Genomic DNA, 25,892 nt, shown 5'->3' on the forward strand with positions numbered 1-25,892 from the left:
GGAACTCCTTTTTCTAATGTTTAAAGAAATAAATTTAAGGAATCATTCATCCTTACACAAACTATTTTACAGTCTCTAATTAATTGCTCTTTACGACTTAACTTATATAATAAAAGTATTATTCTCAATTCAAATAACTTTTAACATATGAAAAGTTATTAATAATGTTTTTTAAAGAAATAATTAAAAAAGAAATCGTCGCCATGGTAGGGACGACGATTTACTAGAATGTTTATTTTAGCACTATGGAGCGCACATAGTAAGGGTACACCCCCCCACTCGAATTTCAAGTGATTGATCATATCGTGGCTAAATATGCTCCATATTTTAATATTTTTTAAATCTACGTGTAATTTTATTATTTTGAGAATTTTTACAAATTTCTTAAATGTCTTAGTATTGGATAAACTTAAGAAATAGTAATTATTAGTTAACAATAGACTTTAAGTATATTAATTGAGGAATAAAAATGAAAATAGTTTCTGCCAATCTTTATAAAATTAATCTTCCTTTACTTTCAGTAGTTAAAACTAGTTATGGAGAAATGGGCAACAAAAACTTCATTCTTGTTGAATTAGAAAATGAAGCAGGTATCCACGGTTATGGTGAATGTTCAGCTTTCTCAATCCCTTTCTATACAGAAGAATTTCGAGATGGCGCTTATGAATTATTAAAAAAGCAATTAATACCTCTTTTACTAAAAGAGGAAATTAAATCTCCTGAACAAATTCAAGATTTATATTCGGGTATCAAAAGAAATAACATGGCAAAGTCAGCTATTGACAATGCTATTTGGGATTTATTCGCACAAACCGAGAATTTATCGCTAGCAAATTATATTGGTGGTACGAAAAAATCAATCCAATCTGGAATCAGTATCGGAATTCAGAACTCGCCATCTAAATTGATACACATTATTAAACAAGCACTGAATGATGGCTATGAACGAATTAAGGTCAAAATTAAACCCGGGAAAGATTATGAATATTTGAAATTTATTAGACAACATTTCCCATCAATTTGCTTAATGGCTGACGCAAATTGCGCTTATTCTTTAAAAGATATTGACTTATTTAAAAAGATGGATGAGCTTAATTTATTAATGATTGAACAGCCTCTTGAACCTGGCGATCTAATTCACCATGCTAAATTACAATTCGAAATTAAAACTCCAATTTGTTTAGACGAAAGTATAAATTCCCTTTCAGATGCTGAAGCTATGCTTGAGTTAGGAAGTGGTAAGATTATCAACATTAAAGTTAGCAAAGTTGGTGGTATTACTTCTGCCAAAGAAATTCAAAACTTTGCTATGAAAAATAATATTCAATGTTGGTGTGGAGGAATGTATAGTTCAGGTGTCGCTCGAGCTGTAGATGTTGCAATTGCAACTCTTCCTGGCTACACTTTACCAAACGATATTTCGGCTTCAAATCATTACTTTTCAAATGATATCATTAGTCCAGGTATTGAATTGAAAAATGGAAATATTGAAGTACCAACTAAAGTTGGGTTAGGAGTAAACTTGAATTGGAAGATCATCAAAAAATATACAATTCAAAGTGATTTTGTCAAATAATATCTTTTATAAACATATATTATCTGACAGCTTGCTTTGTGAAAATAGTTCACTCTTTGAGTAATAAAAATATTAATAATGATAACAAAAAGCTTTGAAATATGTTTTAGTTCATCTTTCAAAGCCTTTTTTATTTATTTTATATTCTTCAAAGCCATTTCTACTGCTTCTTTAAAAGCGTGACTAGTTACCGTTGCTCCTGAAACTGCATCAACATCTGGATTATTCTTAGCCAATATTTCTTTTGTTAATTTAGGAATGGCTTTTCCACCAAGTGTTGGGGACTCTTTTTCTTGAAGGGTCTCTATATTTTTTATTTTTGACTTTCCATCAACAGAAACTCTAACCACAATAGGGATATCGCTGATTCCATTTGAACTTAATCCAATTCCTTGATTTTTTCCAACAGCAAAATTCTCTATTGAAGTTTTAGCATCAGATTTCAATTCATCAAGTTTAGAAGCTCCTGAAATTGCATCCATTTCCATTATTTTTCGTTTTGGTATAGAAGCATTTTCACCAGCAATTTTTCCTGAAATCAGTAAATCTGCTATACTATTTGCTCCGATATATTTCGTTGCAAAGATATCTCCTAACTCACCCGCTTCATACAAATGAGGGATCACATTACCTTCTAAATCAATTACTTCACATTTTTCATTTCTTCGTGCACCACCATGAGTGTGGAGTATATTATGACGAACTGGTATTGCATAATATGGACCGTTACCTAAACTTCTCATAGTATCAATTTTTCTATGTAAGAACATATCTCTCTTCAGATTATTTACTAAGTAATTGAAATCTGCTACTTCTTCAGAAAGTTTAGGTGCATCTATCTTTTTAGCAAGCTCTTCAATAGTATCTGCTTTTATAGAGTATGATATCAATTCCTTAATTTGTTCTGCTTTATTAGAAGTATCGTTTGATAACTGATCAAATTGTTTTTGATCCATGATGATATGAGGATGATTTTGATTAGGAATCATTACCCAATTTCCATGATTGTATTTATAACCATGTCTGTCTTCTTCATCTTCTCTAAAATACCTAGTACCATCATCACCTGCAATAAAAATTGAACCATTGAAAAGAGTTGGCCAATTTATCATGTATGCAAATTTTTCTCTAGGTAAATTTTGTCTTAATGAAAGTCCATGTGAATCATAGTTTGACATGTGCCAAAGTTGAGCACCAACTTCGATTGCCAAATCAATTCCTTTTCCTTGGTTGTATAAACTACCAATTGGGGCTAATGAACCTTGTCCCAGGAAATTTTGAACCATCTTTTGATTGTTTTCAAAACCACCACAACTTAATACAACGCCATTTTTTGCAGCTACAAATCTTGTTTGATTATCTCTTTTTAGAGAAACACCTAAAACAGTACCATCTTCAGGAGATTGTATTAAATGTTCAACTGGAGAGTTAAACCAAATATCTATTTTATCGAGCCTTTTATATACTTCACGTCTTAATAATTTCCAAAAACCACCGTTGTACATCCCTTTTGTCATACTTTGTGACTGCATTGAATCACTATGTCTATACTCAGGATATTCACCATTTGGTCTTCTACCAGTTAGTTGGGCTTCAATGTCAAAGTATTTTTTTGAATATTCTTTCATTTTCAGAACATTTTCAACGAAAGCATCCAACGCATTAGCGTCATAATCAAAAGGATAATAAGTCTGTTTATAGTAATCTTTTAAATTATCAAAACTAGTTCCGTAAGCAAAGGCACCTCCTGCATATCTAGTATTACCGCCTTCGCTACCTTCCGGTGCAGAATCAACTAGTAATACTTTTGAACCATTATCTGCTGCAAACCTTGCAGCACCTGCGCCTGCACCACCAAATCCAACTACAATTACGTCATACACTGCATCCCATTTTGTCGAAGAATTATAAATCATTTTGTTCACCTATTCTACCAGTATCCAATAACCTTAGTCCAAAGCAAGCCGCCACCAAGCCAGATAATATTGAATACTACACCAATAATTGCACTTAACTTCCAAAAGTCTTTGTTTGAAATATAACCTGTAGATGAAATCATAGCTGCAGGACCAGCAGAATATGTAGAAGTTGATAGATAAACAGTCCCACACATTGCTAGCATCAATGCTGCCATAATTTTAGGAACTCCCGCTCCCAAAGCTATTGAAAGAAAACCAGCATAAAGAGCTGAAATTTGGGTTGAAACACTTGGGAACAAGTAGTGTAAATAGAAGTATACTAACCACAATATTACCAATACTAAAATCCAATTTACTCCATGAAGACATGATCCTAAAGTCTTGGAGAACCATGGGAAGAATCCTAATGTCATCAATTTTTGTGACATTAGCATAATGATGGATAACCAGGTTAAAATATTCCAAGCAAAGCTTTCATTCAATAAATCCTTTGTATTAATTACACCAGTAATTAACAATAATACTACTGCAATAAAACTTGTTTCAGTGGCGTCAATTCCAATGTGAGAACCAACTAACCATAAAATGATTGCCAAAAGGAAAACTACTGACATGATTTTTTCAGCAGGTGTCATCTTACCAAGCTCTTTTAATTTCTTATCTGCCCAATTATGTGCATCAGGTGTTTGTTTAATTTCTGGTGGATAGACCTTATATAAAAGAAAGGGTACTACTAATAAAGAAATCACACCTGGAACAATTGCTGCAAGGAACCATTGCATCCAAGAAATTTCAATTCCTTGTGTTTTAGCTAATCCTAAAGCAACCATGTTTCCTGCTAATCCAGTTATGAACATACCTGAAGTAACATTGTTAACTTCATATTCATTAAATACCAAATATGAACCCAACTTTCTTTGTGTTCCTTTTTCAGGATCAGAACCCATTTCTCTTGATAAACCATCAATAAGAGGATACATAATACCGTTTACACGAGCATTATTACTTGGAATTCCAATTGCTAAAACTGTTTCAACAAGTGATAATGCATATGCCAAACCTAAAGTGCTTTTACCAAAAGATCTAACAAATATGTATGCAATTCTTTTACCCAAACCTGATTTAATAAAACCCGCTGCAAGGAACATACACATTGCAACCATCCAAGCAGTTGAATTACCAAATCCTGCAGCAACTTCCTTCATATTAAAAATTCCTGTTAATGTTGCTACAACAACTGCAATTAATGTTGTTGCCATCATTGGCAATGGCTTTGTAATACATGCAATGATTGTAGCAACAAAAATTGCAAACAAATGCCATGCATCTACATTTATCTCTGCTGGTTTTAACGGAGTTAAAAGCCAGAGAATAATTCCGATTGCTAGCGGAAGAATCCACTTCTTCCATTGAAACTTATCTAACATTTTCTTACTCCTCATTTTTAAAATTCATTCCGCCATCTTTTTTATAGCAGTTATATTATTTTTACAGTTTTAATTTATATGATTTTAAAAATCTTTTCTAATTTTTCTTTGTGAACAAAACGATGTGATAATTCTTTAAATATAGCGTAATATAAAGCATATAGCATTTTGTGAAATCCAAAATTTATAATTAAAAAAGATACAATTATAAATATTTTTTATGAATAGGTTTTATAATGAATAATCAAGATTTAATGTATTTTTGTAAATTAGTAGAAACTGGTAGTTATACAAAGACTGCCCATCATTTTGATGTAACTCAGCCAACAATTTCGGCCGCCATAAAACGACTAAGTAAGCATTTTAATGATCCCTTAGTTAAGCAAAGTAACCGAAAAAGCAAATTAGTCACTACTTCAGCTGGGGAACTTCTTTATTCAAAATCTAAGCACTTACTTAATGAAATTCACACAATTGATCATGATGTAACGCACGCCAGTGAACACAAAATTAGAATTTCTTTCTCAGGTGTTGCTGGGAGTATGTACATTCCAAAAATAATTGCAAAATTTCATTCTGCAAACATCCTTTCAATGCTCGATACCCATTTAGAAAGATCCGCTGATATTTTTGAAAGTTTAACCAACGGTGATATTGATGTTGCAATATACTCATGGATGGTTCCAATTAATGATCCAACATACTATATTAGAAACTTACACAAAACCGAATTAGTAATTATTACAGGGTTAGATGACCCATGGGTAAATAAAGAAGAAGTTAAAGTCTCGGAATTACGAAATAGAGCTTTTATTGCTAGATCTAAGGGTTATCTCACACGAGAATGCTTAGATCAAGAAGCAAACTTAGGTAATTTCAAACCTAATATAATTTTTACGGCAAAAACAATGCAATTAATGATTGATTTAGTACGTGAAAATGTTGGTATTGCTTTAGCTATGGAAGAAACTTTAAAAGATAAACATGGATTGCATGTTATTCACTTAATCCCAGAACAAAAATTATGGGCTTATATGCAAATTGCGATGAGAAAAAGTTTCGTTCCAAATTCATATCAACAGAAAGGCATTGATATTTTAAAAAACTTTCATGTTAATTAGCTTGATTAATAGCCTTATTAACAGCCTCTTCCAAAGCGCGAGTAGTTGTTGATAGTATTGACACCACTCTTCAATTGATAGAACAAGGTATGGGAGTTGGCTTTCTAATGAATTTTGCAGTTAAAAATAATCCTAATGTTAAGGCAATTCCCCTTATTCCAAGTCAACGAATTCATTGTTACTCAACTTTAGGAATACGAGAAGGCTTTGTCCCAAATGCAATTCAGAAAAAATGTATAGATATATTGAAAGGCCTCTAACAATTTATGCCTATTATCTAAAATGAAAACAAAAAGAACTGAAATATCTACTATTTCAGTTCTTTTTAACTTATTTTGTCACCTTAAAGATATATTTTATCTTCATGATTTTGCCTTTTTATCATATTTTTCTATTCCTCTGCAGCAACCTGCTCTTTATTTTTCTTCCCATACTTAAGCCAAAGATAATGGCTAATGTAGCAAATTGCGACAAATGGGATCGTGTAGTATAGCGCTACTCTTTGCGTTGGATCGAACCAAATCAAAATGCATGATAAAAGACTGGCAAAGAAAGCAAAATACGGAACTACCGGATACCAAGGAGTTTTATATTCTAATTCATCAAGCTTGTGTCCTGCCTGAAGGAAGGCCTTTCTAAATTTTAATTCGGACCAAGCAATTGCCATCCAAACAAATACAACTGCCAATCCCGAAATTGAAACTAATACCAAATATACAGTTGAAGCAGCAACCTTACTTGAAATTAAGGCAAGAACACCCCCAAGCATACTTACAACAAGAGACAAAGTTGGAATGCCTCGCTTATTCGTTTTTGTAAATGCCTTTGGAATTGTTCCCTCATTTCCCAATGACCAAAGCATTCTTGTTGATGCATACAGGCCAGAATTGGCAGCAGAAATAATTGCCGTTAAAACAACGAAGTTCATAATATTTGCTGCAAATGGAACATGAATTAGATCTAAAACATAAACAAATGGGCTTTGAGTCACACCAGCAGTATGATAAGGAATAAGTGCTGACATAACAACAATTGAACCAATGAAGAAAATAATTAATCTCCATAAAGTAGTTCCAATTGCTTCTGGAATTGCCTTCTTGGGATTCTCTGCTTCACCTGCTGTTATTCCAATTAACTCTGTGCCCGAAAATGCAAAATTCACAGTTAGCATTGTGGTAAAGACACCGCCCAAACCATTAGGAAACCAACCATTTTTATAAAAATTAACTAATCCAGGTGCTTTATTAAAACCTTTTACCGGAAGAATCCCCGTGATTGCCAAAATTCCCAAGAAGATAAAAGCAACAATCGCAAATACTTTAATCGCGGCAAACCAAAATTCACTTTCAGCAAAAACCTTAACTGAGAAGAAGTTGCTTAAGAAAATCAAAATCATTAAGGTTAAACTCCATATCCAAACCGGAATATTTGGAAACCATTTTTGCATTATTAATCCTGCAGCAGTGAATTCTGATCCAAGTGCAATTGTCCAAGTTAGCCAATATAAAATCGCTACAACAAAACCGGTTGAAGGTCCGATATATTTTTTGGCGTAAACATGAAAAGACCCAGTATAAGGCATTGCAACAGATAGTTCCCCTAAACAAAGCATTACCGCAAAAACTATCAATGCCCCAACGAGATAGGCAATAACTGTACCCAGTGGACCCGCTTCATGAATTGTATAACCCGAACTCAAGAATAAGCCGGTTCCAATTACTCCACCAAGCGAAATCATTCTGATATGGCGTGTTTCCATCTTCCTCTCTAAATGAGTCTTGTGTTCTTCCATTTCTTACTCCTTATAAGCGCTCAAAATAATTACTAATTTCTTTAATTTGTTTTGGACCTGTAGTACAGCATCCTCCAATTAATCTTGCCCCAATTTGATACCATTCGTTAGTTAACTTGGAGAAGTCATATTTTTGATCGAATTCTTTCCACTGCTTAATTTTAGAGTCATAAACTGCACCTAAATTTGGATAAACGACCAATGGTATTTCCGTATTTTCAGCAAAATTCTTAAGTGCATCAGTTACTAAATCCGGTTTCACACAATTAATTCCAATCCCAATTACTTGAGAAAATTTTGAAATAGCCTTAGCTACCTCACTAATCGGTGTACCATCGCTGATATGTTCAGAATCTAGTAATGTGAAACTCACATAAACCGGTAATTCAGGATGATTTTTACTTAACCAATCTAACAATGCTAATGGTTCATCTAATTTTGGCTGAGTTTCTATTGCCAATAAATCTGGCTCTTCTGCGATCACTGTTTCTAATCTTGGCAAATGGAATTCTAAATATTCATCTTTTGACAATCGATAATCTCCACGGTACTCACTGCCATCTGCTAAATATGCACCATAAGCACCAATGGTTCCCGCAACATAATTATGTTTGCCAGTTTTTCCTTCAAAATCATCTCTCGCCTTTTTCGCAATTTTTACTCCATCTGCAATAAATTTTTTACCTTCTTGTGAACTATAGCCAGCCTTTTCATAAGCCTGAACATTTGCCTGATAAGTATCTGTGATAACTAAATCTGCTCCGGCTTCAAAATAATCCCAATGAGCTTGATAGACTTTTTCAAGTTGGTCAATTAATGCTGTTGCTGTCCATAATTCGTTATTAGTATCGACACCTTGGCGCTCTAGCTCATATGACATTGCTCCATCAAGTACTAAACCTTTATTTTTAATTTGCTTTGTTAAACTCATTTTTTATTCCTTCTTCTTAAACGCAAAAAAGCACTCATCCAAAAGGACGAGTGCTTCGTGATTACCACCTTTAATTCGCTTACTGCTCACACAATAAGCCTTACTAACTACTATCAATAGCTTGTGATGTTAACGATTCACAACTCCGTTACCGGCTAAGTATCACCAGTACTGATCATTTCAAACCCATCTTCACTATTTTCGTTATCATGCCTTCTCACCAACTGGCATTCTCTTTAGAAAACTAGAATAGTTACTCTGTTTTTCAAGATCTTTTAATTTATTGTCAATAATTTATCATCTATTTTTCATCTTGTCAACAGTGAATTTTATTATTAAAAATAAAAATAGTGCGCAGGTAAATTACCTACACACTATTTCTTAACTAGTCTGAGATATTTAATTAGTCTTGAGTAACGTCCTTAGTGTTCAACCACTTACCATTTGAAACTTTAACGATCTTCTTACCGTTAACCTTCTTTACAGCTTTTGCAGTGTATTCTGAACCCATCTTAACTGACTTGTTAGTCTTTTCTGCTTTTGCGTTGTATACAGAAACGGTTTGCTTCTTAGTGTCTTTTACAACTACCACAATCTTTTGACCCTTCTTAATTGCTGGATCTGTTGGCGCTACTTGTGCTGTTGCAAGTGGTGCTGTTGCTGCACTAACAACTTGACTACCCATACCTGCAAAGCTTAATGCGATAACTACACTTGAAACAACCTTAACTAACTTCTTCATTTTAAATACCTCTATATCTTCACTAATTTAACTCTTGGGATCTTTCATATCCCCTTGACATATATTATTATATAACACCTGTTATTCAATGCAAGTGTTTTTTGAAATTTATTTTGAATTATTTTAAAAATTCACGTTAATAGTTATTCCAAAAGGGGTTTAAAGAAAAATATTTTTAAAATTTTACTTCTATATTAAGAATTTAAGATATGAAAACAAAAATTTACATAGTTATTAAAATTTTAGATATTACCAATTAGGTAACTATCTTAGTGTTATATTTTTGAATGAAACACACTTGAAATAAAAAATAGACATCCCCATTCCGTTGAATAGAGATGTCCAAATTAAACGTTTTTGGTTCTCAGTTCACTTATTGACAGCCCCCGTTTTTGGATACTGCTTGGGACGCTGTTTTTTGTTATAAAAATTAGGCAAACAAAAAAGGTGGCCAAGGCCACCCTAAGACGTCTTTTTGTGACAAGTTACCAAGCTTGTCTTACGCACGTTGGAAAACGTTGTGCGCTATATATTATCCGATTTTTATTATAACACGATTTCATTAATGATAAAATATAAATGGTGCGTGATTAGCGTGATCCTGAAGAGGTCACCAACCTCTTTAGCAAAGGAGGTGAACGCAATGGAAAACGCAGCTATATTATTATCCCTTGGTTTAGTACTGTACCAAGCTTCGCGTTTGGTTGATTCAATCACGAATCTTATTCGTGTAATCAAGCGGAAGTAAAACAGCGAGATCGTCTTTATGGCGATCTTTTTTATACCAATTTAATTTAGTTAAAATGTGAATTTTAATCAAACATATTTAAAACCCAATAAATCAAGATAAATTTAGACACGAAAAAAGGCTTTGTGAATTCAAACTCGTATAGAATCCGCAAAGCCCTTTTTAATGGGATTTTTTGTAATTACATACTATTAAAATCTATTATTTTTGATAATTTCTAGTTAAAAAGCTTTCCATAGCTTCTGGCTCATGACCGGTAATATGTGCAAAGTCATCACTCAATCCGTGCAAATAACCCATTGCACCACCAGCATACATTGATGCCAATTCATCACCATCACCTTCAGAAGCATAAATTCTACCAAATTCTTCTACACTAACTGGGTGATAACCAATTTCATGGTCCGTAACTCTTGTCATAATTTCACCAAGTTCTGGCATTGTGTATGCCCTACTTTGAGTCAAAAGATAAGTTTTTCTACTTTGCAAAATCTTTTCATCCAAAGCCATATCAGCCATAGCTTCAGCAGAATCTTCCAAACTGATAAAACTCATTTCTTGATCGCCAACTGGATAAATCAAGCCTTTTCTTTCAATCAATTCTGGCAAATATGGTACCAATGGATCAGCATACAAACTATTCTTAGCAATTGCGTAGTTGAATTTAGTTCCTGCAAGACGTCTTGGTAAATATCCGTAAAATGGCGTCATAATAAATGGATTATCTTCTTGGTCAGCAATGAAACTCATAGCAACTAAATTCTTAACGCTATCATTTTCCATAGCTTCAAGCACATTTTCAAGTTCGTGAACACGGTCAAAAACTTTGTAAGTTTTACTTGCTACATAAATTAAAGTGTCAATTCCCTTAAATGCTGTTTCAAGAGTAAAAGGCTTTTGAAAATCAATTTCTCTAACATCATAACCAGAATCAATTAAATTTTGTGCATGATTTTTAGTATGAACTAAAGCAATGATATCTTCTTTGGCGATTTTCTTTGATAATTGTTCAACAACCTTGCCACCTAAGTGTCCTGTTGCACCTGTTACTGCTATTTTCATTAAAAATCATCCTTTCTGAACATCATACCAGTCACTAATCATGATATTTTCAATTAACTTAATTATTATAATGCCAACTAAAGTAAGGCAAATCGTTAAAATTGTACCCCAAAGAATCGGAACAACTTGTCCAGTTTGCAATCCTTCAAACAGTAAATCTCCCAATCCTCCAGCACTAATTGTAGAGGCAATCGTAGCAATTGCCATTGCGGAAGCCAGAGTTATTTGCAATCCTGAAAAAATCGCAGGTAATGCTTGTGGAAGTTGAACTTTCAATAGGGTTTGTGTTTGAGTCATTCCTACCCCTTTGGCAACTTCAATATAAGCTGGATCAACTTCACGAATGCCTGTTATAAAGTTTCGCAAAATGACATACTCACTATAAAACGCCAATACAATAATTGCAGTCCATTCACCTAACCCCGTTATAGGTATCAGCAAGGCAAAAAAAGCATAACTAGGTACGGAATAAAGTAATGAAAAGAAATAGACTAATGAGTTCATCCAATTATCTTTTCGAATAAAAAATATAACTAATAAAACTGCTACAACTAATGCTATTAAAAGTGCCGTTAATACCATTCGAGCATGTTCAATCATTAATTGCATCATTTGAGTGGAATTTTCTTGCCAATATTCAATCATTTAAATTCCTCCCATAACTTTTTATTTTGACGAACAGTTGCAATTAATTTTTTGACATAATCTGTTGCAGGATTTGCAACTATCTTTTCAGGTTTATCAAATTGTTCAATTTTTCCATGATTCATTATCATTACTCTATCACCTAAGTAGAGTGCCTCGTTAATATCATGTGTCACAAAGAAAAAAGTTTTGTTTTCTAGTTTTTGATGTAAGGCTTTGATTTCTTGTTGAAGATTTTGTCTAATAATTGCATCCAAAGCCGAGAATGGCTCATCCAATATAAGAAGTGGCGGATTAGTTGAAAGAGCACGGGCTAACCCTACTCTTTGTTGTTGACCACCCGATAGTTGACCTGGATAACGATTTTTATATTCTTCCGACTTTAAACTAACTAAATCAAGTAGTTGATCAACAGTCCGGTCAATCTTCTCCTTGTCCCATCCAAGTAATTTTGGCGTTACAGCGATATTATCAGCGATAGTCATATGAGGAAAAAGGCCAACTGATTGGACAACATAGCCAATATGGCGACGAAGTTCAACTAAATCACACTTATCCAATTCATGTGTATCAACAATGATCTTTCCACTAGTTGGCTTTTCTAAACCATTAATCATCTTCAAGGTTGTGGTTTTCCCTGAACCCGATGAGCCAAGAACCGTTACAAATTCACCTTCATTAACGGTGAAGTTCAAGTCAGAAATAATTTCGTTTTTACCATACTTCTTACTAACATTCGAAAAATTAATAATTGTTTTTGTCATGTTTTTCAGCCTTTCTAATCAAGAAATCCATCAACCACATTGAAATCAATGACAATAATGCTACACTAACAGCACCAATTACAACGTATTGCATTTTATATAAGCCGAGACCTGTAAAAATCAAAGTACCAAGGCCACCCGCACCAATATATGTAGCAAGCGTTGCACTTGCTATAATTTCAACTAATGCAAGCTTAATCCCATTCAAGATATATGGTAAAGCAAGCGGAAATGAAATTTGCTTAAGTAATTGAAATTGATTCATTCCAAGTGATAAGCCCACTTCAGAAAAAGTTTGTGGAACCTCATTAAATCCCAAAATTGTATTTACAATTAATGGTGGCAGTGCCAAAACTACTAATGAAATTAAAGCTGGAATAAAACCAGTTCCAATAAAAGGAATTAAGATGAAAAGTAATGCTAAACTCGGAATTATTCTGAGTAATTGCGAGAAAGTTTGACAAAAGGCCGCTACAAATTTATTTCGTGATCCTAGGTAACCAATAGGTAAAGCTATTATCATTGAAATAATTAATGCAGAAAAACTTAACCACAAATGTTGTTCAAGATAAGTAAAGTATTCTCCAGAGGAAGTTTGAAAATATTTAATAATTTCTGATAACACTATTTTTCCTCCTTATAGATTCTTATTTACCCAATCTTGCGCTACTTTTTGATAGCTTTGACCATCTACATCAACTTTTTTATTTAATTGACGTAATTCATTTGTGGTAAGTTTTCGATCAATCCTATTCAATAGACTTCTGATCTTTGGATATTTTCTCAAGGTCTGACTTCTTACTAAAGGCACAAGATTGTACGCTGCCCAAAACTTTTTATTATCATTTAATACGAGAAATTTACTTGTCGCAAGTTGCCCTTCAGTAGTTGAAGCAGGAGTAATATCACCATTACCACTTGATAAAATTTTGTACTTTAAGCTTGGATCATAAACTTTATGACTCTTAAAGTTAAACTTCCCATAAGTCTTTTCAAGACCAGGTATACCATCTTCACGTTTATCGAATTCACCCTGTGATACAAAGCGAACTTTATTGGCTTTTTTCTGCAAATCTGAAAGCGTATAAATACCATATTTCTTAGCTACAGAAGATCTAATTGCAATCCCCTGGGCATCGTTTCCTGGGGAATAATCTAAAGTAACGAGATTTTGTTTTAACATTCCATCTCTCGCAATCTGAGCAACGGATTCGGCACCTTTACCAACAATATTATTATTTAGATAAGTTGATGCGATTGTTCCAGTATATTCAGGATATAAATCTACTTGTCCAGATTTAATAGCTTGAAAAATTACTGAACTAGAAATATTTGGTTTAGTTTTAACTGAATAACCCTCTTTTTTTAGAGCATCAGTCCAAATTTGCATGACAACTTTACTTTCTGTAAAATTTTTCGATCCAATAATAATTTGACCATTGCTATTTATTGAGGATATATTTTTTCTTTGCCATCCAATAAAAGAGAAAATTCCTATGAATATTACAATTAATCCAATGATTGACCATTTTTTCTTATTAGTCACTTAAATCACCTGTTACTTTTAAATTAACAACTATATAAAATATAAACCCTTAGTCTTAACTTTTCAAGCTTTTAGTCAAAGAATAGTCTATAACCTTAAGTTTCAGTCAAGAATATAATTAAATAAGCATATATTTTGCATGTTCAATTAGAACCTACTACAGAAATAAGAAATTGAATTACATTGTTTTTCATATGTATTTTCTATGCAGTGTTAGAAATAAATTAAAAATAGCAAAAAAGGGTGTCAGACAATAAAAGTCTGACACCCTTTAATTCTTTATTTTAAATATTTTTGAGCATTTTGAGCAGCATTTCTACCAGAATAGAAAGCGTATCCAGCACAAGTACCTGGCATATTAGGACCATAGGTATCTCCTGCTAAGCCTGCTGCATCATTTCCTGTAGCATATACTCCTTTAATTGGATCTCCATTTTGATCTTCCAATTCATTTTCTGGAGTTACTTTCAATCCACCCATTGTACAAAATGCACCAATATTCAATTTAAATCCGTAAAACGGAGCTTTAACTACTGATCTCAAATATTTAGAATCTTTTCCGAAATCTTCATCTTTACCTTTTTCGACAAAGCTATTGTATTGATCAATTGTGGCTTTTAACTTATCTTTTGGTAAATTCATCTTTTCTGCCAATTCTTCAATCGTATCGGCTTTAAAAATATATGGTTTATTCTGAGCAACGGCTTCATCAATTTCAGTTTGAAGTTTATCCATCTTTTGACCACGCTTCACATAAACGCCAAGTCCCATGAAGTTACCATTTTCTGCCATTTCTTTGATGATTGAAGAATCTAAAATACTGTAAACTTTATTCTGAGAATATAATGCATTACCAGCAAAAGAGAAATTATATATAACAGATTCATCAACGAATCTTTCACCATTTTCATTAACCCATAAAAGAGGTTGTTGACCTGCAGCAACATTCATTTGACTTTCCATCATCTTAAATGATGGTTGATCTGGATCTTTTAGATATCCTCCAAAGAGCATGGCCATACCAGTTCCGGCTTTTTGACCGCCAACGCTCCAGCCTAATCTTAATCCATCTCCGGTACCTTTTCCTGAAGACACTGGTATTAATCTAGATAAATCATAGTCTGTTTCTTTTGCCATCATTTCTGCATTATTCAGGTATCCACCGGCTGCTAAAATCACTACTTTTGATTTAATAGTTTGAATATCACCTGTTGCTTCATCTTTTATGGTTACTTCTTTCGAACCATCATAGTTCGTCTTTAAATTAATTGCAGAAACTGATGTTAATAATTCTCCACCAATTTTTTCAAATTTAGGTTGTAATACTTTATGAATTACAGCATCTCCGAATCCCTTATAAATGTGCCAAGTTGCTTCTCCTGCTCCCATTGCTTGAACGCCTTCATATTCAACGCCTTCATCATGAAGCCACTTAACGTTTTCTGCACTAGAATCTAAATATTTTTTCCAAATTCTGGAATCTGCTTTATATTTTGAATATTCAACTTCTTCTTTAAGAACACTAGAAGCTGAGACATTAATTCCTTTTTCCTTTTGTAAATATGATCCAACTGCAAATAATCCTTCGCTATAATTTGCGGAACCACCAGTATGTCTCCCCTTTTCAATCATTAAGACAGAGTTGCCATTTTCTTTTGCAGTCAATGCTGCAGCTTGACCAGCGGCACCCGAACCAATTACTACTACATCATACTCATTATTTTTTGTGATCATAATTGTCAATTCTCCTTGTCTTGCTTTATAATTTGATAATAAGCGCTTTCAACAAATATTTACAGATAAAAAATTATTCAACACCTGAAGTAGAAAGTTCGTGTAAGTATGAATTTTGATCAATTAAACACTTTTATTACCGTAGTAGAAACCGGAAGCTTTCAAAAAACTGCATCATTAGAATACATCAGTCAACGTGCAGTTTCACAATCAATGAAAAAACTGGAAGATGAATTAGGATTCAAATTATTTGTACGTGGAAAAAATAAAATTTCAATTACTAATCAAGGGCAAGAATTTTATTTAAAAGCTAAAGACGTCATTCACAGTCTAAATGTTGAAATAAACTCCCTAAAAAATCATCAAGCAAATGAATATACTGAATTAAAAATTGGATATTTTTCACCTTTTGAAGGTGCATTGCTAACTGACCAAATTATTTTATGTAAAAAGAAACATCCCAAAATTAATTTCAAAATAACTGAAGAGAGTATCGAACATTTAATTTCAGATGTTTCTATTGGAATTTTAGATTTAGCATATATTTTGGATTATGGATCACAAGAATTTTTAAACAGTAATCTCACAAATCAATCTGTTTATAAAAGTAAAATGTTAATTGGAATCAGCAAATTAGATCCATTAAGTACAGAAGCAGAATTTCCTTTATCCGCCCTTAGAGAGAAACCGATTTTATATTATAGTTCTGAAAAATCTAATTATTTAAAACAAGGCTTTCTTTCAACTTTACCAGATAACTATCACAACTTATCTGTCGCTAGAATATCTACCATTGAACAAATGCAGATGTTAGTTTCAACTAATCAAGCATATGCATACTACCCTGATGGCTTAGTTAAAAAGGCTTTAACTCTTGATTCTAATATTAAATATTTGCCTATCGCTGGTGAAAATAATACTCAAAACTTCAAAATTCAGGCAATTTATCGAAAAAATGATAAAAATAAAATACTGAAAGATTTTCTTGAATTAAATTAAAAGAGATCTGAAATACTCGCCACAGAGTACTCAGATCTCTTTTTTATCTAACTTTCTAATCATTATTGCCTATTTAATTTATTATAGAAAAATAGCAGCCAAAATAATGATGACAATCCTAAAATCGCTAATCCCACAAAAGTTAAATTAAATACTTGTTTTACATTAATTATCTTAGAAAAGACAGTAGTGCCAATAGGCATAAACAGCAATGCAATCGTAAAAATAATTCCAAAAACTCTTCCTAAATATTTATTATCAACTTCTTGTTGAACAATAGAAAAAAATTGAATATTAAATACTGTGAGAAACATGTTGAAACATACAGGCGAGATAGCTAAGATCAAATAATTGTTAAATGTTAAATATAAAAATGGACCGATTAATAATGTAGCCCCAGAAATTCCTAAATAAAGCAAAAGTTTAAAGACAGATAGATTTTTATTAAGAAAGTTACTTAATAAAGCACCCGCTAGTCCCCCTATCGCTTCTGATGTTAAAAATACTGCATATAAATCGATAGAAAAATTTGGAAACATTTCATTAGTATATGGGAGTAATAAATTATAAGCTGCTAAAAAGAAGTTAACTAAGGCAGATAATAATATTACTAAAAAAATATTTTTATTATGAATTAAATATTTAATTCCCTCAAATAAATCTTTAAAAATCGTATTTATTTGCATCTTGTTATTGGGTTCTTCAGAATCTATTGGTCTGGTAAAAAATATTAGCGATGCTGAGAGCAAGAATGATACTCCATCAAGTAAAAGCGATCCTTGAATACCTAAAGCTTTATAAAAAATGACGGCAATAGTTGGAATAGTAACATTTATAATCGTACTACCAGTTTCTAAATAAGAATTTATTTTAGGAATTGTATCTTTAGTTACGATTTCCTTAGTAAACGCCTTATAAGCTGGACTAGCAATTGAGCTCATAATTGCTAAAAAGATATTTGCAATTACTATTGCATAAACAAGATACTTATTCTTCACCACAAAAGATGCACAAATACATATAATTCCACTAAGGAAATTGGATAGCATTATTAATTTCTTTCGTTTTAAATTATCTGCTATAACACCACCAAATAAGTTAAATAATATTCCTACAATACTCTCACTAGCCTGATAAAGCCCAACCAAAGTCATAGAACCTGAACCGAGACCTGCCAAGAAAGTATTATTAGCAAAATCAAACATAACATCCCCAACACGAGATATGCATTTGCTACCTACAGAAAGAATAATGTTATTTACCTCGACTTTTTTCATCAACTTCCTCCTAAATTAAAAGACTTTTGAAGAAATAAGTTTTAACTCGTTATCTACAATGTAAGCAGTTATATTTAATTTGGTTCCGTTTAATTTATTGATCTCGTGATTAATCTCAGAACTACTTTGCCAGATTTGTTCAAATTCTTCTTTAGATACTATTCCTAAATAATCTATAGAAATATATACAGAATCATCAAAACAATTTATGATTTTTTTATCATCAGAACTAAGATGTGGAAAATTTCTATAGCCAATTGCTTTAGGATTAAACATTTCTTTCTTATATTGCAAAATTAATTCGTCTAATTTCTTAGCAACATCAGAATCTTTTTGCAAAAGATATGTTAATCCAAGATGCAAATCACCTATTGTAGATGAAAAATCAAGATCGTCACTAAATTTTCGAATATTATAAATTAAATTAACCTTTAAATTATCTAACTTATATTTTTCTAATAATTTGGTTTTCAACAATATTAAAATTTCTGCATAAATATTTTTAACATTTGAATCTAAATACGTTAAATTAATTACATTAACTTTGTCTTCAAATTCAGATAAAACTTTAGAAACTTTTGCATTATCTTGTTTATTAAAGTTATCTATTTCCATCAATGCTTTATTTACCGTATTATGTTTAAATGTTTCATTTATATATTCAGAATAAGGAACGGATTCATCATATACACCTAAAATATATCTTTCTAATGCATCTAAGTAATTTGCATCACAAATACTATGATCTATAGAGTAGTAAAGAATATCTTCATTTTCATCCTCTACAAATACAAATTTATATAATAATCCATGATGAGCAATACTATAATCAACAGCATTTTTAAGTTCATTTCTAAGATTAATGCGAGAATTCTTTACAGTATATTTTGAAATATTAATAGGTGTATCTAAAACTTTAAATTCTTTCAAATCCTCAGACAAAATGGATTTAAATACTTCTATTTTTGATAACTTATAATATATTTCCTCATAACTGATTTTGTTCTTTCCTAAAAAGATTCTCCCGTACAGTTGACTGTTGAAATTTAAAGTTTTATATATCTTTGCATAGAAAAAAGTTGGGAAAGTATATAAAATCTTTCGATTTACAGGTATATTTTGAATTTCGAATTTTTCAGTACTTTCTACGGCTGTAGCTGGTAATGATGAACCTCTTAAATTATTTATAAAAAGAACTATTTCCTTTATGGATGAATTTGAATAAAGATTTAAATTATCCAAATTCAAATTTAATTTTTTCTCCAAATCTAGTATTAATTCAATAGAAGTGAGTGAATCTAGACCTAAATCTAAAATATCATCATCTATCCCTACTTCTTGTCCTAATATATTTTCAATTGATTTTTTAACAATGTTATAAACATATGAATCATCATGATCTTCATTTGTAACTCGCATGTTCGAGGTTAGAGATTTTAATAATGCTTTCTTATCTACTTTCCCGTTAGATGTTAATGGAAAATTAGACACATTTATACACTTAGACGGTACCTTATAAGAAACCATTTTTTCTTTTAATTTTTTACGTAAATTTGGAATTTCTGAGCCAGTGTAAAATAAGATCAAAGATTTATTATGGTACAACACTTCATAATCTCTTGATACATCATTTATAACTTTAGAAATTAATGATCGAACATCTCCTAATTCCACTCTAATTCCATAGATTTGAACTTGACTATCCTTTCTTCCATGATAAATAAGATTACCATTTACTTTTTCAACAATATCACCAGTATGATAAAATACTTGACCGTTTATTTTTTCAAAGGCTTCATTCGTACGTTTCAAATCATTATAGTAACCCTTTGAAACTCCTGCACCACCAATTAATAATTCATTATCTTTTATTAAAGTAGTGACTCCTGGCAATGGTTTACCTATAGGAACACTATTTAATCCATCTGGCATATCTTTAATATTAAAACTTGTTGCATAAACCGTGGATTCTGTCGGACCGTAAACATTAAGCACTGTAACCTTGGTTAAACTTTCGTTTACTAATCTCAATACTTCTTTTTTAAATTCTTCACCGGCAATCAATAAATACTTTAAATTATCAATTTGACTTAAAGATTCACTGTTAGAATATCTCAATAAAATTCCCAAAACTGAAGGTGATAAAGCAATATGAGTTATTTGATATTTTTTAATTATCTGTGGCAATTTTTTGTAAAAATTTTTACTTTTTACTGAGTAAACAAATACAGAACCTCCATTATATAAAAATCCGAAAATTTCTGTAATTGATACATCAAAAGTGTTTCTGGTAGAAAAAAGATAACAATCAGTATTAGATACAGGAGCAATGGATTGACAAGCGTTTAAAATGTAATTTAAATTTTCTCTACCAACACAAACTCCTTTAGGAATTCCTGTGGTTCCAGAAGTGTGTATTATATATGCAATATCACTTCTTTTATAATCAATCATTTTATGAGAATCATTCAAAAGCTTCGCAATTTCAATATCTGAATTAATATTGGATAAGTAAACATAATTTGGAAATTTACTTTTAATTAAATCTTTTTCTGATTTTGAACTAGTGTTATCCACTGGAACATAAACTTTTCCTGCTTTTAAAATACCGTATACGATTGGAATTAATTCAAAACTATGAGGATAGTCTACTATAACGTAATCAGATTTAAATTCCGACAAGCCACTTGCAATATTATCTGACATATCATCCAGATCTTTATATGTTAAATTTTTTTCTTCAGAGTAAACGGCTATTTTATATGGATGATTTATAACATTTTCCTTTAGTAACCTAATAAAAGAATCTTGAGACTTATGTTGATAAAAACGGTTAAACAAATCTTGTGTTACACGAGGTGCATATCCCCAGTATTTTTTGTACTGATCATTAACCTTAAAGATCTTTTTAAAATCATTAAAATTATGACCACCATTCGATTTTAATTTTTGTAAAACAACTTCCCATGCTTTAGTGCTTAATTCTTTATATATTCCAGTATCATCATAGATTTTGGTCTTAGTAGTAAATATATTTATGATCAGCTTATTTACAGCCTCGGAATACTTATTTATTAGATCTACTTTTTCACTTAATTTCAAATAGTTTTTTATTGCATTTAATACTTGCTTCTTAGTTAAAATAAGCTTATCTTCATATTTTATTTCTTCATCAATTACAAAATTATTATCAATTAAAAATTGTTTATATCTACCATAAAACTTATCATCTACTATTTGGTCCGTGATTATACAGCAATCTACATCTTTAGAATTTAAATGATCTTCAATACAACTTCCATAAAAAATCTTGGTGCCTTGAAGCCCCTCATCTTTAAAAAACTTTTTTATAACATCTATCTTATTCATTATCTTCCCTCGTAAATTTTATTTCCTAATTTCTTTATATAGTCCTTAGCCATTTTCAAGTCTTCTTCTTGAATGGCTAAATTTCCACTGTTATAACGTAAAACAAATTTTTTTACACCATCAACATTTATTTCAAATCCATGGAAATAATATTTTCCTTCCTCGCTCATCACTTTATAAATTTTACGATTTAATAAATTCTTTTCTTGAACCGTCATATTTTTAGAAGGTAAATATTGAAAAATTACTGAAAATAAAATCTCATTATTATCTACACTAAACATTTCATCCTCACTTAATAATTGATAGAAACATTGAGCATTACTTATTCGCTTATTTACCATTTTTCCAATTTTCTTAGTCCCCAGCGTGTTTATTACCATCCAAAGCTTTAAGCTGTCATAAGATTTACTACCAATGAATGGTGTAGTTTTACCAAAAGAAAGTGGATCATCCATAATTAATGAATTTCCCCTTGAAAGTCTTGAAAAATCATTTGCATCTTTCATCAAAACTACACTAAGAGTATAAGGAAGCCGTAATACTTTATGCGGATCCATAGTACAGCTATCGAAATATTTTAAATATTCAATTTTATTTTTATATTTCTCCGAAAAACCTAGTACAAAACCATGACATGCGTCACAATGCAACCATAAATCCAAGTTTGCATGTTTCACCGATTCATATATATCTTTTAAATTTTCACAAGTGGATGTCATTGAATCGCATGCATATACGCCAATAAAGAGAATTTTTTGATTGTACTTTTTTAAAAGCTTTTCTAAATGTGATATAGAAAGTCTATAATTAACTGTCTTACAGTAAATGACTTTTACTCCTAAATTCAACCACTCTGTTGCGTAACTTAGTGAATAGTGACCAATATTATCTGGAAGAATAACTATATTCTTTTGAGGATATTTCTTTTTAGCGGCCATTAACGCATAGGTATTTGACATGACTCCACCTGTGGTAACTGCTCCGCCCAATTGGGTTACATCAGTTACCTGTTGAACATAAGAATATCCTACAATTTGTCTTAACCAAGAAATAACATTTGCTTCCACTCTAGTTCCAAATGGCGAACAAATTTCTTTATTAATTAGATTTTGCTGCAAAAATACTTCAACAATAGCTGCTAATAACCCAGCCATTGAATTTCCACTATCAGGAAATCCCATAAACTTCTTACTTGAAAAGTTTATATTTTTATTTAGTGTTTGCATGATTTTATTAACCGAATCATGTAGCAAATTTCCTTCTTTTGGTATGTCTTCTATAGAAATGAAATCATCCTCATTTTGAGGTACATGCACCTGTGAGCTGTCAACTTTCCAATCAATAAGAGCGTCAGTTACTCGTTTCAATTCTTTACTAAAATATTCTTTATTTTTAGACGATAATAATTCTAAATTATCCATATTTACCTTACTTTCATAAAGCAACTTATCTAGCACCTATAATAATGATGATATCTAGTACAATAATTAACATAGGTATAAACCTTAGATTTTTATAAAAAAATATTTTTTCTTATTTTTTATTTCATTTATTTTATATATTTTTATCATAAAAGTCAAAGCTTACTATGAAAAAACTGTATTTCTTTATGTTCAGGGATATTTAGAATTTAAAGAAAATGATATTGAAATGGGAAAAGAAAAAATGCAGCAGGCAATAAAAGTTTTTAAAATTCTAGATGAAAAAGCAATGCTGCAATATTACACAGATCATTATCATAAACTAATTTATAATGTCTCAAAGTCTGTCTAATTTTAATATTTTCCTGTGGCCAAACAAAAAATAGTAAGGATTATTAGGCCCCATCTGCAGCTATCTAGATTAGATATCGCGAGTATATCAAGAATATAAAATCCACTTTAAAAAAATAAGTGATTCCCACTTGTAAAAAGTAAGTATAGGTGCTATATTATCTTTACAGATATTTAATTTGAAAGAGGTAATAATATGGTTGATGCAATTACTGATCAAAATTTTGATCAAGAAACTAAAGATGGTGTTGTTTTAACTGATTTCTGGGCTACTTGGTGTGGTCCATGTAAGATGCAATCACCAGTTGTAGATAATCTTGCTGAAGAGCGTCAAGATGTGAAGTTCACTAAGATGGACGTTGATCATAATCAAGAAACCGCAAAGAATTTAGGAATTATGGCGATTCCAACTCTAATTATTAAAAAAGACGGTAAGATTGTTGATCGTTTGACTGGCTATACTCCAAAAGAAAAGCTTAACCAAATTTTAGATCAATACACTGATTAATATATTTATAAATATACTTCCAAAATTTTAGCTATCCAAAAAACAGACTAATATTTTCAATATAAAAAACCACCGTGTATCCGTAAGTTTGATACATGGTGGTTTTTTCTACTAAATTTCTATGTATTTCTTCTGATAAATTATTTCTGACAACACATTTCATTAAATTAAGGAGTCATTTGCGTGATTTGGTGATGAAATATTATGTTTAATCTGTCAGCTGCTTGTACATGTCTTCCATACAGAGTTATTTTATACAACTCCGCAGAATAATTGTTGGCTTGCAGCAACTTGCGATAAATTGACGTCTTTTATACGAACAAGATTAAATTCACTCAACTTCAAGTACCGCTTCGAGCCCGCTACACTCGTTTGTGTAAATGCTTTGGTTACTGCGTTAGGTACATACTTATTATTGTATTTTTTAAATGAAACAAATTGCATAACATAAATGTAAGTTACACTATCATTTAAAGTAAAATGTTTACTCATATCAAACACCAAATTACTATCCGCTAAAACAGTTTGCGTCGATAATAAAGTTTTTGGCTTATCTATTACGGAACCTGTGATTAATAAATAAATGGGACGTTCAACGAAATCGGACTTAGAAGCTGCATTAGGATCTAGATAAAAATTGGCGTGATAGGATATTTTGGGGTACTTCCGTTTAACCTGATAGCTGTTACCATAAGCATCATATACGGTCTTATATTTATGCACCGTCTTTTTAGGAACAAGCTTATATGCTTCGCCTTTTATTGCTTCAGCTTTAGGAATACGTGTTTTTTTGGCAGTAGGCTTTGGTTTAGTAAAAGTCATCTGTGTAAATTGATCTGACTTACTAAGGCTAAGCAGCGCACTTGCCAAAATAACACAAACAGCTAGAATTACCACATCCATTACTGTAGAAAAATAATCTTTAAATTTATGAAAATATGATTTGAATTTTTGCATTTTTCTCGGGTCACACCTTAAGTGAAGAATATTTCTAATAACAGGCCACGATAAATAGCTAAGTTCTGTGAGTTAGGTATAAGCATTAGCTTTGTAAGATCCTAAACACTACTTAATGTTCCCAGAAACCCGGGATTTTAATCCCGGTGTAGTTCATCTATGGTATACCCACTTACATCCCATAGATGTTGAAACTAAATTTTTACCTTGTCGATATATTCCCATTCCACAAGATTGTGGCGCATAATAAACTAAAGTTTTACCCTCTTTTTCAACAAAAAAAGTTTTTCCAGGATTTTTATAAGTTTTTAATTTGTTACTTGGATAATAAGTTCTATAGCCATTAATTGTATGACTAGTAATGCGTAGCTTACTTTTTCCTCTATGCCAAGTTCCGCGAAATTTCTTTGGAATAGTATAAGGTCTCAAATGATTCTTTTGGGCGAAGCTTTGAGCTTGAACTGTTTGGTTAGTAGTTACATCAATTAACCCTGCAAAACCGCAAAATAGGCCTAATGCAGTGATAAATTTAAAATATCTTTTCATTTTCTTTTTCTCCTCAAAACAGATATTGATAATTTCTACATTAAGAAGCATATCACAATAATTATTAATAAAAAAAGTCACTACAAATCTTTAATGATACATTCCTACTAAAGTGGACAATTGAAATTAAAGTATTCAATTATTCATGGAGGTGGGATTATTTATGTCCAGAAAAAGTAAATATTTATTTGAACAGATCAAAGTAGTATTTGCTATTAATGATTATTCACACTACATGGTAAAAGAAGATTATATTAACCCACTAAATAATTCAGTCTAAATCCTTGATACAGCACTATTTCAAAGGATTTTAGAAAGACTAACTTTCATTTTTTGATATAATAAAAAGGTGCACTGAAATACATCAATGCACCAACCAATTACTAAAGGGGTGACCGTTTCTTGAAGGTGTACTCGCTTGCGCTTGGCTGGTGATGTATTGACGGTACATCAG

General features: G+C 31.5%; 22 protein-coding genes. 6 read left to right on the forward strand and 16 right to left on the reverse strand.

The genetic code is table 11. The features are described 5' to 3' along the window. Positions 1 to 469: 469 nt before the first annotated feature. Positions 470 to 1,576, forward strand: a complete 1,107-nt coding sequence (gene menC, locus NFR82_RS06920) for an o-succinylbenzoate synthase (protein WP_251717560.1) — start codon at positions 470 to 472, stop codon at positions 1,574 to 1,576. A 134-nt stretch (positions 1,577 to 1,710) separates the two neighbouring features. Here the strand turns inward: menC and NFR82_RS06925 are convergent, their stop codons facing one another. Further along, complete coding sequence (locus NFR82_RS06925; protein ID WP_251717561.1) at positions 1,711 to 3,492, reverse strand: FAD-binding protein; 1,782 nt, start codon at positions 3,490 to 3,492, stop codon at positions 1,711 to 1,713. 14 nt (positions 3,493 to 3,506) lie between these two features. Then, positions 3,507 to 4,922, reverse strand: a complete 1,416-nt coding sequence (locus tag NFR82_RS06930; RefSeq protein ID WP_251717562.1) for a DASS family sodium-coupled anion symporter — start codon at positions 4,920 to 4,922, stop codon at positions 3,507 to 3,509. A 236-nt stretch (positions 4,923 to 5,158) separates the two neighbouring features. On the opposite strand from NFR82_RS06930, the gene NFR82_RS06935 reads away from it, so the two are divergent. Further along, positions 5,159 to 6,043 carry a LysR family transcriptional regulator gene (locus tag NFR82_RS06935; protein ID WP_251717563.1) on the forward strand — a complete coding sequence of 295 codons (885 nt, stop codon included), beginning with the start codon at positions 5,159 to 5,161 and terminating at the stop codon, positions 6,041 to 6,043. Between the two features lie 107 nt (positions 6,044 to 6,150). Then, entirely contained in the window at positions 6,151 to 6,303 is a 153-nt protein-coding gene (locus NFR82_RS06940) for a transcription regulator (protein WP_251717564.1), read from the forward strand. A 131-nt stretch (positions 6,304 to 6,434) separates the two neighbouring features. Here the strand turns inward: NFR82_RS06940 and NFR82_RS06945 are convergent, their stop codons facing one another. From NFR82_RS06945 to NFR82_RS06985, 9 genes are all read right to left on the reverse strand, one after another. Next, positions 6,435 to 7,835 (reverse strand): amino acid permease, encoded by a 1,401-nt coding sequence (locus NFR82_RS06945; RefSeq protein ID WP_251717565.1) that lies wholly within the window; start codon positions 7,833 to 7,835, stop codon positions 6,435 to 6,437. Between the two features lie 10 nt (positions 7,836 to 7,845). Further along, complete coding sequence (mmuM, locus tag NFR82_RS06950; protein WP_251717566.1) at positions 7,846 to 8,766, reverse strand: homocysteine S-methyltransferase; 921 nt, start codon at positions 8,764 to 8,766, stop codon at positions 7,846 to 7,848. Between the two features lie 403 nt (positions 8,767 to 9,169). Further along, positions 9,170 to 9,508: a hypothetical protein gene (locus NFR82_RS06955; protein ID WP_251717567.1), complete on the reverse strand. Its 339-nt coding sequence runs from the start codon at positions 9,506 to 9,508 to the stop codon at positions 9,170 to 9,172. A 949-nt stretch (positions 9,509 to 10,457) separates the two neighbouring features. Continuing rightward, positions 10,458 to 11,318, reverse strand: coding sequence for an NmrA family NAD(P)-binding protein (locus NFR82_RS06960; protein ID WP_251717568.1), 861 nt, complete (start codon positions 11,316 to 11,318; stop codon positions 10,458 to 10,460). A gap of 6 nt (positions 11,319 to 11,324) precedes the next feature. After that, positions 11,325 to 11,963: an ABC transporter permease gene (locus NFR82_RS06965; RefSeq protein ID WP_251717569.1), complete on the reverse strand. Its 639-nt coding sequence runs from the start codon at positions 11,961 to 11,963 to the stop codon at positions 11,325 to 11,327. Beyond that, a complete protein-coding gene (locus NFR82_RS06970; protein ID WP_251717570.1) occupies positions 11,960 to 12,727 on the reverse strand; it encodes an ABC transporter ATP-binding protein in 768 nt (255 codons plus the stop codon). The genes NFR82_RS06965 and NFR82_RS06970 overlap by 4 nt, the downstream gene beginning before the upstream one ends. Then, positions 12,708 to 13,352, reverse strand: a complete 645-nt coding sequence (locus NFR82_RS06975; protein WP_251717571.1) for an ABC transporter permease — start codon at positions 13,350 to 13,352, stop codon at positions 12,708 to 12,710. The genes NFR82_RS06970 and NFR82_RS06975 overlap by 20 nt, the downstream gene beginning before the upstream one ends. 12 nt (positions 13,353 to 13,364) lie before the next feature. Beyond that, a complete protein-coding gene (locus NFR82_RS06980) occupies positions 13,365 to 14,219 on the reverse strand; it encodes a glycine betaine ABC transporter substrate-binding protein (protein WP_420908759.1) in 855 nt (284 codons plus the stop codon). Positions 14,220 to 14,552: 333 nt separating this feature from the next. Further along, a complete protein-coding gene (locus NFR82_RS06985; RefSeq protein ID WP_277612425.1) occupies positions 14,553 to 16,010 on the reverse strand; it encodes a vinyl phenol reductase in 1,458 nt (485 codons plus the stop codon). Positions 16,011 to 16,115: 105 nt separating this feature from the next. Here NFR82_RS06985 and NFR82_RS06990 point away from each other — a divergent pair, with 105 nt between their 5' ends. Next, positions 16,116 to 17,006: a LysR family transcriptional regulator gene (locus NFR82_RS06990; RefSeq protein WP_251717574.1), complete on the forward strand. Its 891-nt coding sequence runs from the start codon at positions 16,116 to 16,118 to the stop codon at positions 17,004 to 17,006. Between the two features lie 62 nt (positions 17,007 to 17,068). On the opposite strand, the gene NFR82_RS06995 is transcribed toward NFR82_RS06990, so the two are convergent. The 3 genes from NFR82_RS06995 to NFR82_RS07005 are packed head-to-tail and all read right to left on the reverse strand — an operon-like array spanning position 17,069 to position 23,076. Beyond that, complete coding sequence (locus NFR82_RS06995; protein WP_251717575.1) at positions 17,069 to 18,283, reverse strand: MFS transporter; 1,215 nt, start codon at positions 18,281 to 18,283, stop codon at positions 17,069 to 17,071. A gap of 15 nt (positions 18,284 to 18,298) precedes the next feature. After that, the gene (locus NFR82_RS07000; RefSeq protein ID WP_251717576.1) at positions 18,299 to 21,652 is read right to left on the reverse strand and encodes an AMP-binding protein; all 3,354 of its coding nucleotides are present in this window, start codon (positions 21,650 to 21,652) and stop codon (positions 18,299 to 18,301) included. Continuing rightward, the gene (locus NFR82_RS07005) at positions 21,652 to 23,076 is read right to left on the reverse strand and encodes a pyridoxal phosphate-dependent decarboxylase family protein (RefSeq protein WP_251717577.1); all 1,425 of its coding nucleotides are present in this window, start codon (positions 23,074 to 23,076) and stop codon (positions 21,652 to 21,654) included. Before NFR82_RS07005 ends, NFR82_RS07000 begins: the two co-directional genes overlap by 1 nt. Before the next feature lie 148 nt (positions 23,077 to 23,224). Between NFR82_RS07005 and NFR82_RS07010 the strand changes: the two genes are divergently transcribed. After that, positions 23,225 to 23,428: an Rgg family transcriptional regulator gene (locus NFR82_RS07010; protein WP_251717591.1), complete on the forward strand. Its 204-nt coding sequence runs from the start codon at positions 23,225 to 23,227 to the stop codon at positions 23,426 to 23,428. Between the two features lie 195 nt (positions 23,429 to 23,623). Next, on the forward strand, positions 23,624 to 23,935 hold the full coding sequence (gene trxA / locus NFR82_RS07015; RefSeq protein ID WP_251717578.1) for a thioredoxin: 312 nt from the start codon (positions 23,624 to 23,626) through the stop codon (positions 23,933 to 23,935). Between the two features lie 252 nt (positions 23,936 to 24,187). Here the strand turns inward: trxA and NFR82_RS07020 are convergent, their stop codons facing one another. Both NFR82_RS07020 and NFR82_RS07025 read right to left on the reverse strand, forming a co-directional pair. Next, complete coding sequence (locus tag NFR82_RS07020; protein ID WP_251717579.1) at positions 24,188 to 24,892, reverse strand: hypothetical protein; 705 nt, start codon at positions 24,890 to 24,892, stop codon at positions 24,188 to 24,190. Between the two features lie 153 nt (positions 24,893 to 25,045). Next, positions 25,046 to 25,438, reverse strand: coding sequence for a hypothetical protein (locus tag NFR82_RS07025; RefSeq protein WP_251717580.1), 393 nt, complete (start codon positions 25,436 to 25,438; stop codon positions 25,046 to 25,048). Between the last annotated feature and the right edge of the window lie 454 nt (positions 25,439 to 25,892).

Origin of the sequence: Lactobacillus agrestimuris, from assembly GCF_943193025.1 — a bacterium.
Classification (GTDB): Bacteria; Bacillota; Bacilli; order Lactobacillales; family Lactobacillaceae; genus Lactobacillus; species Lactobacillus agrestimuris.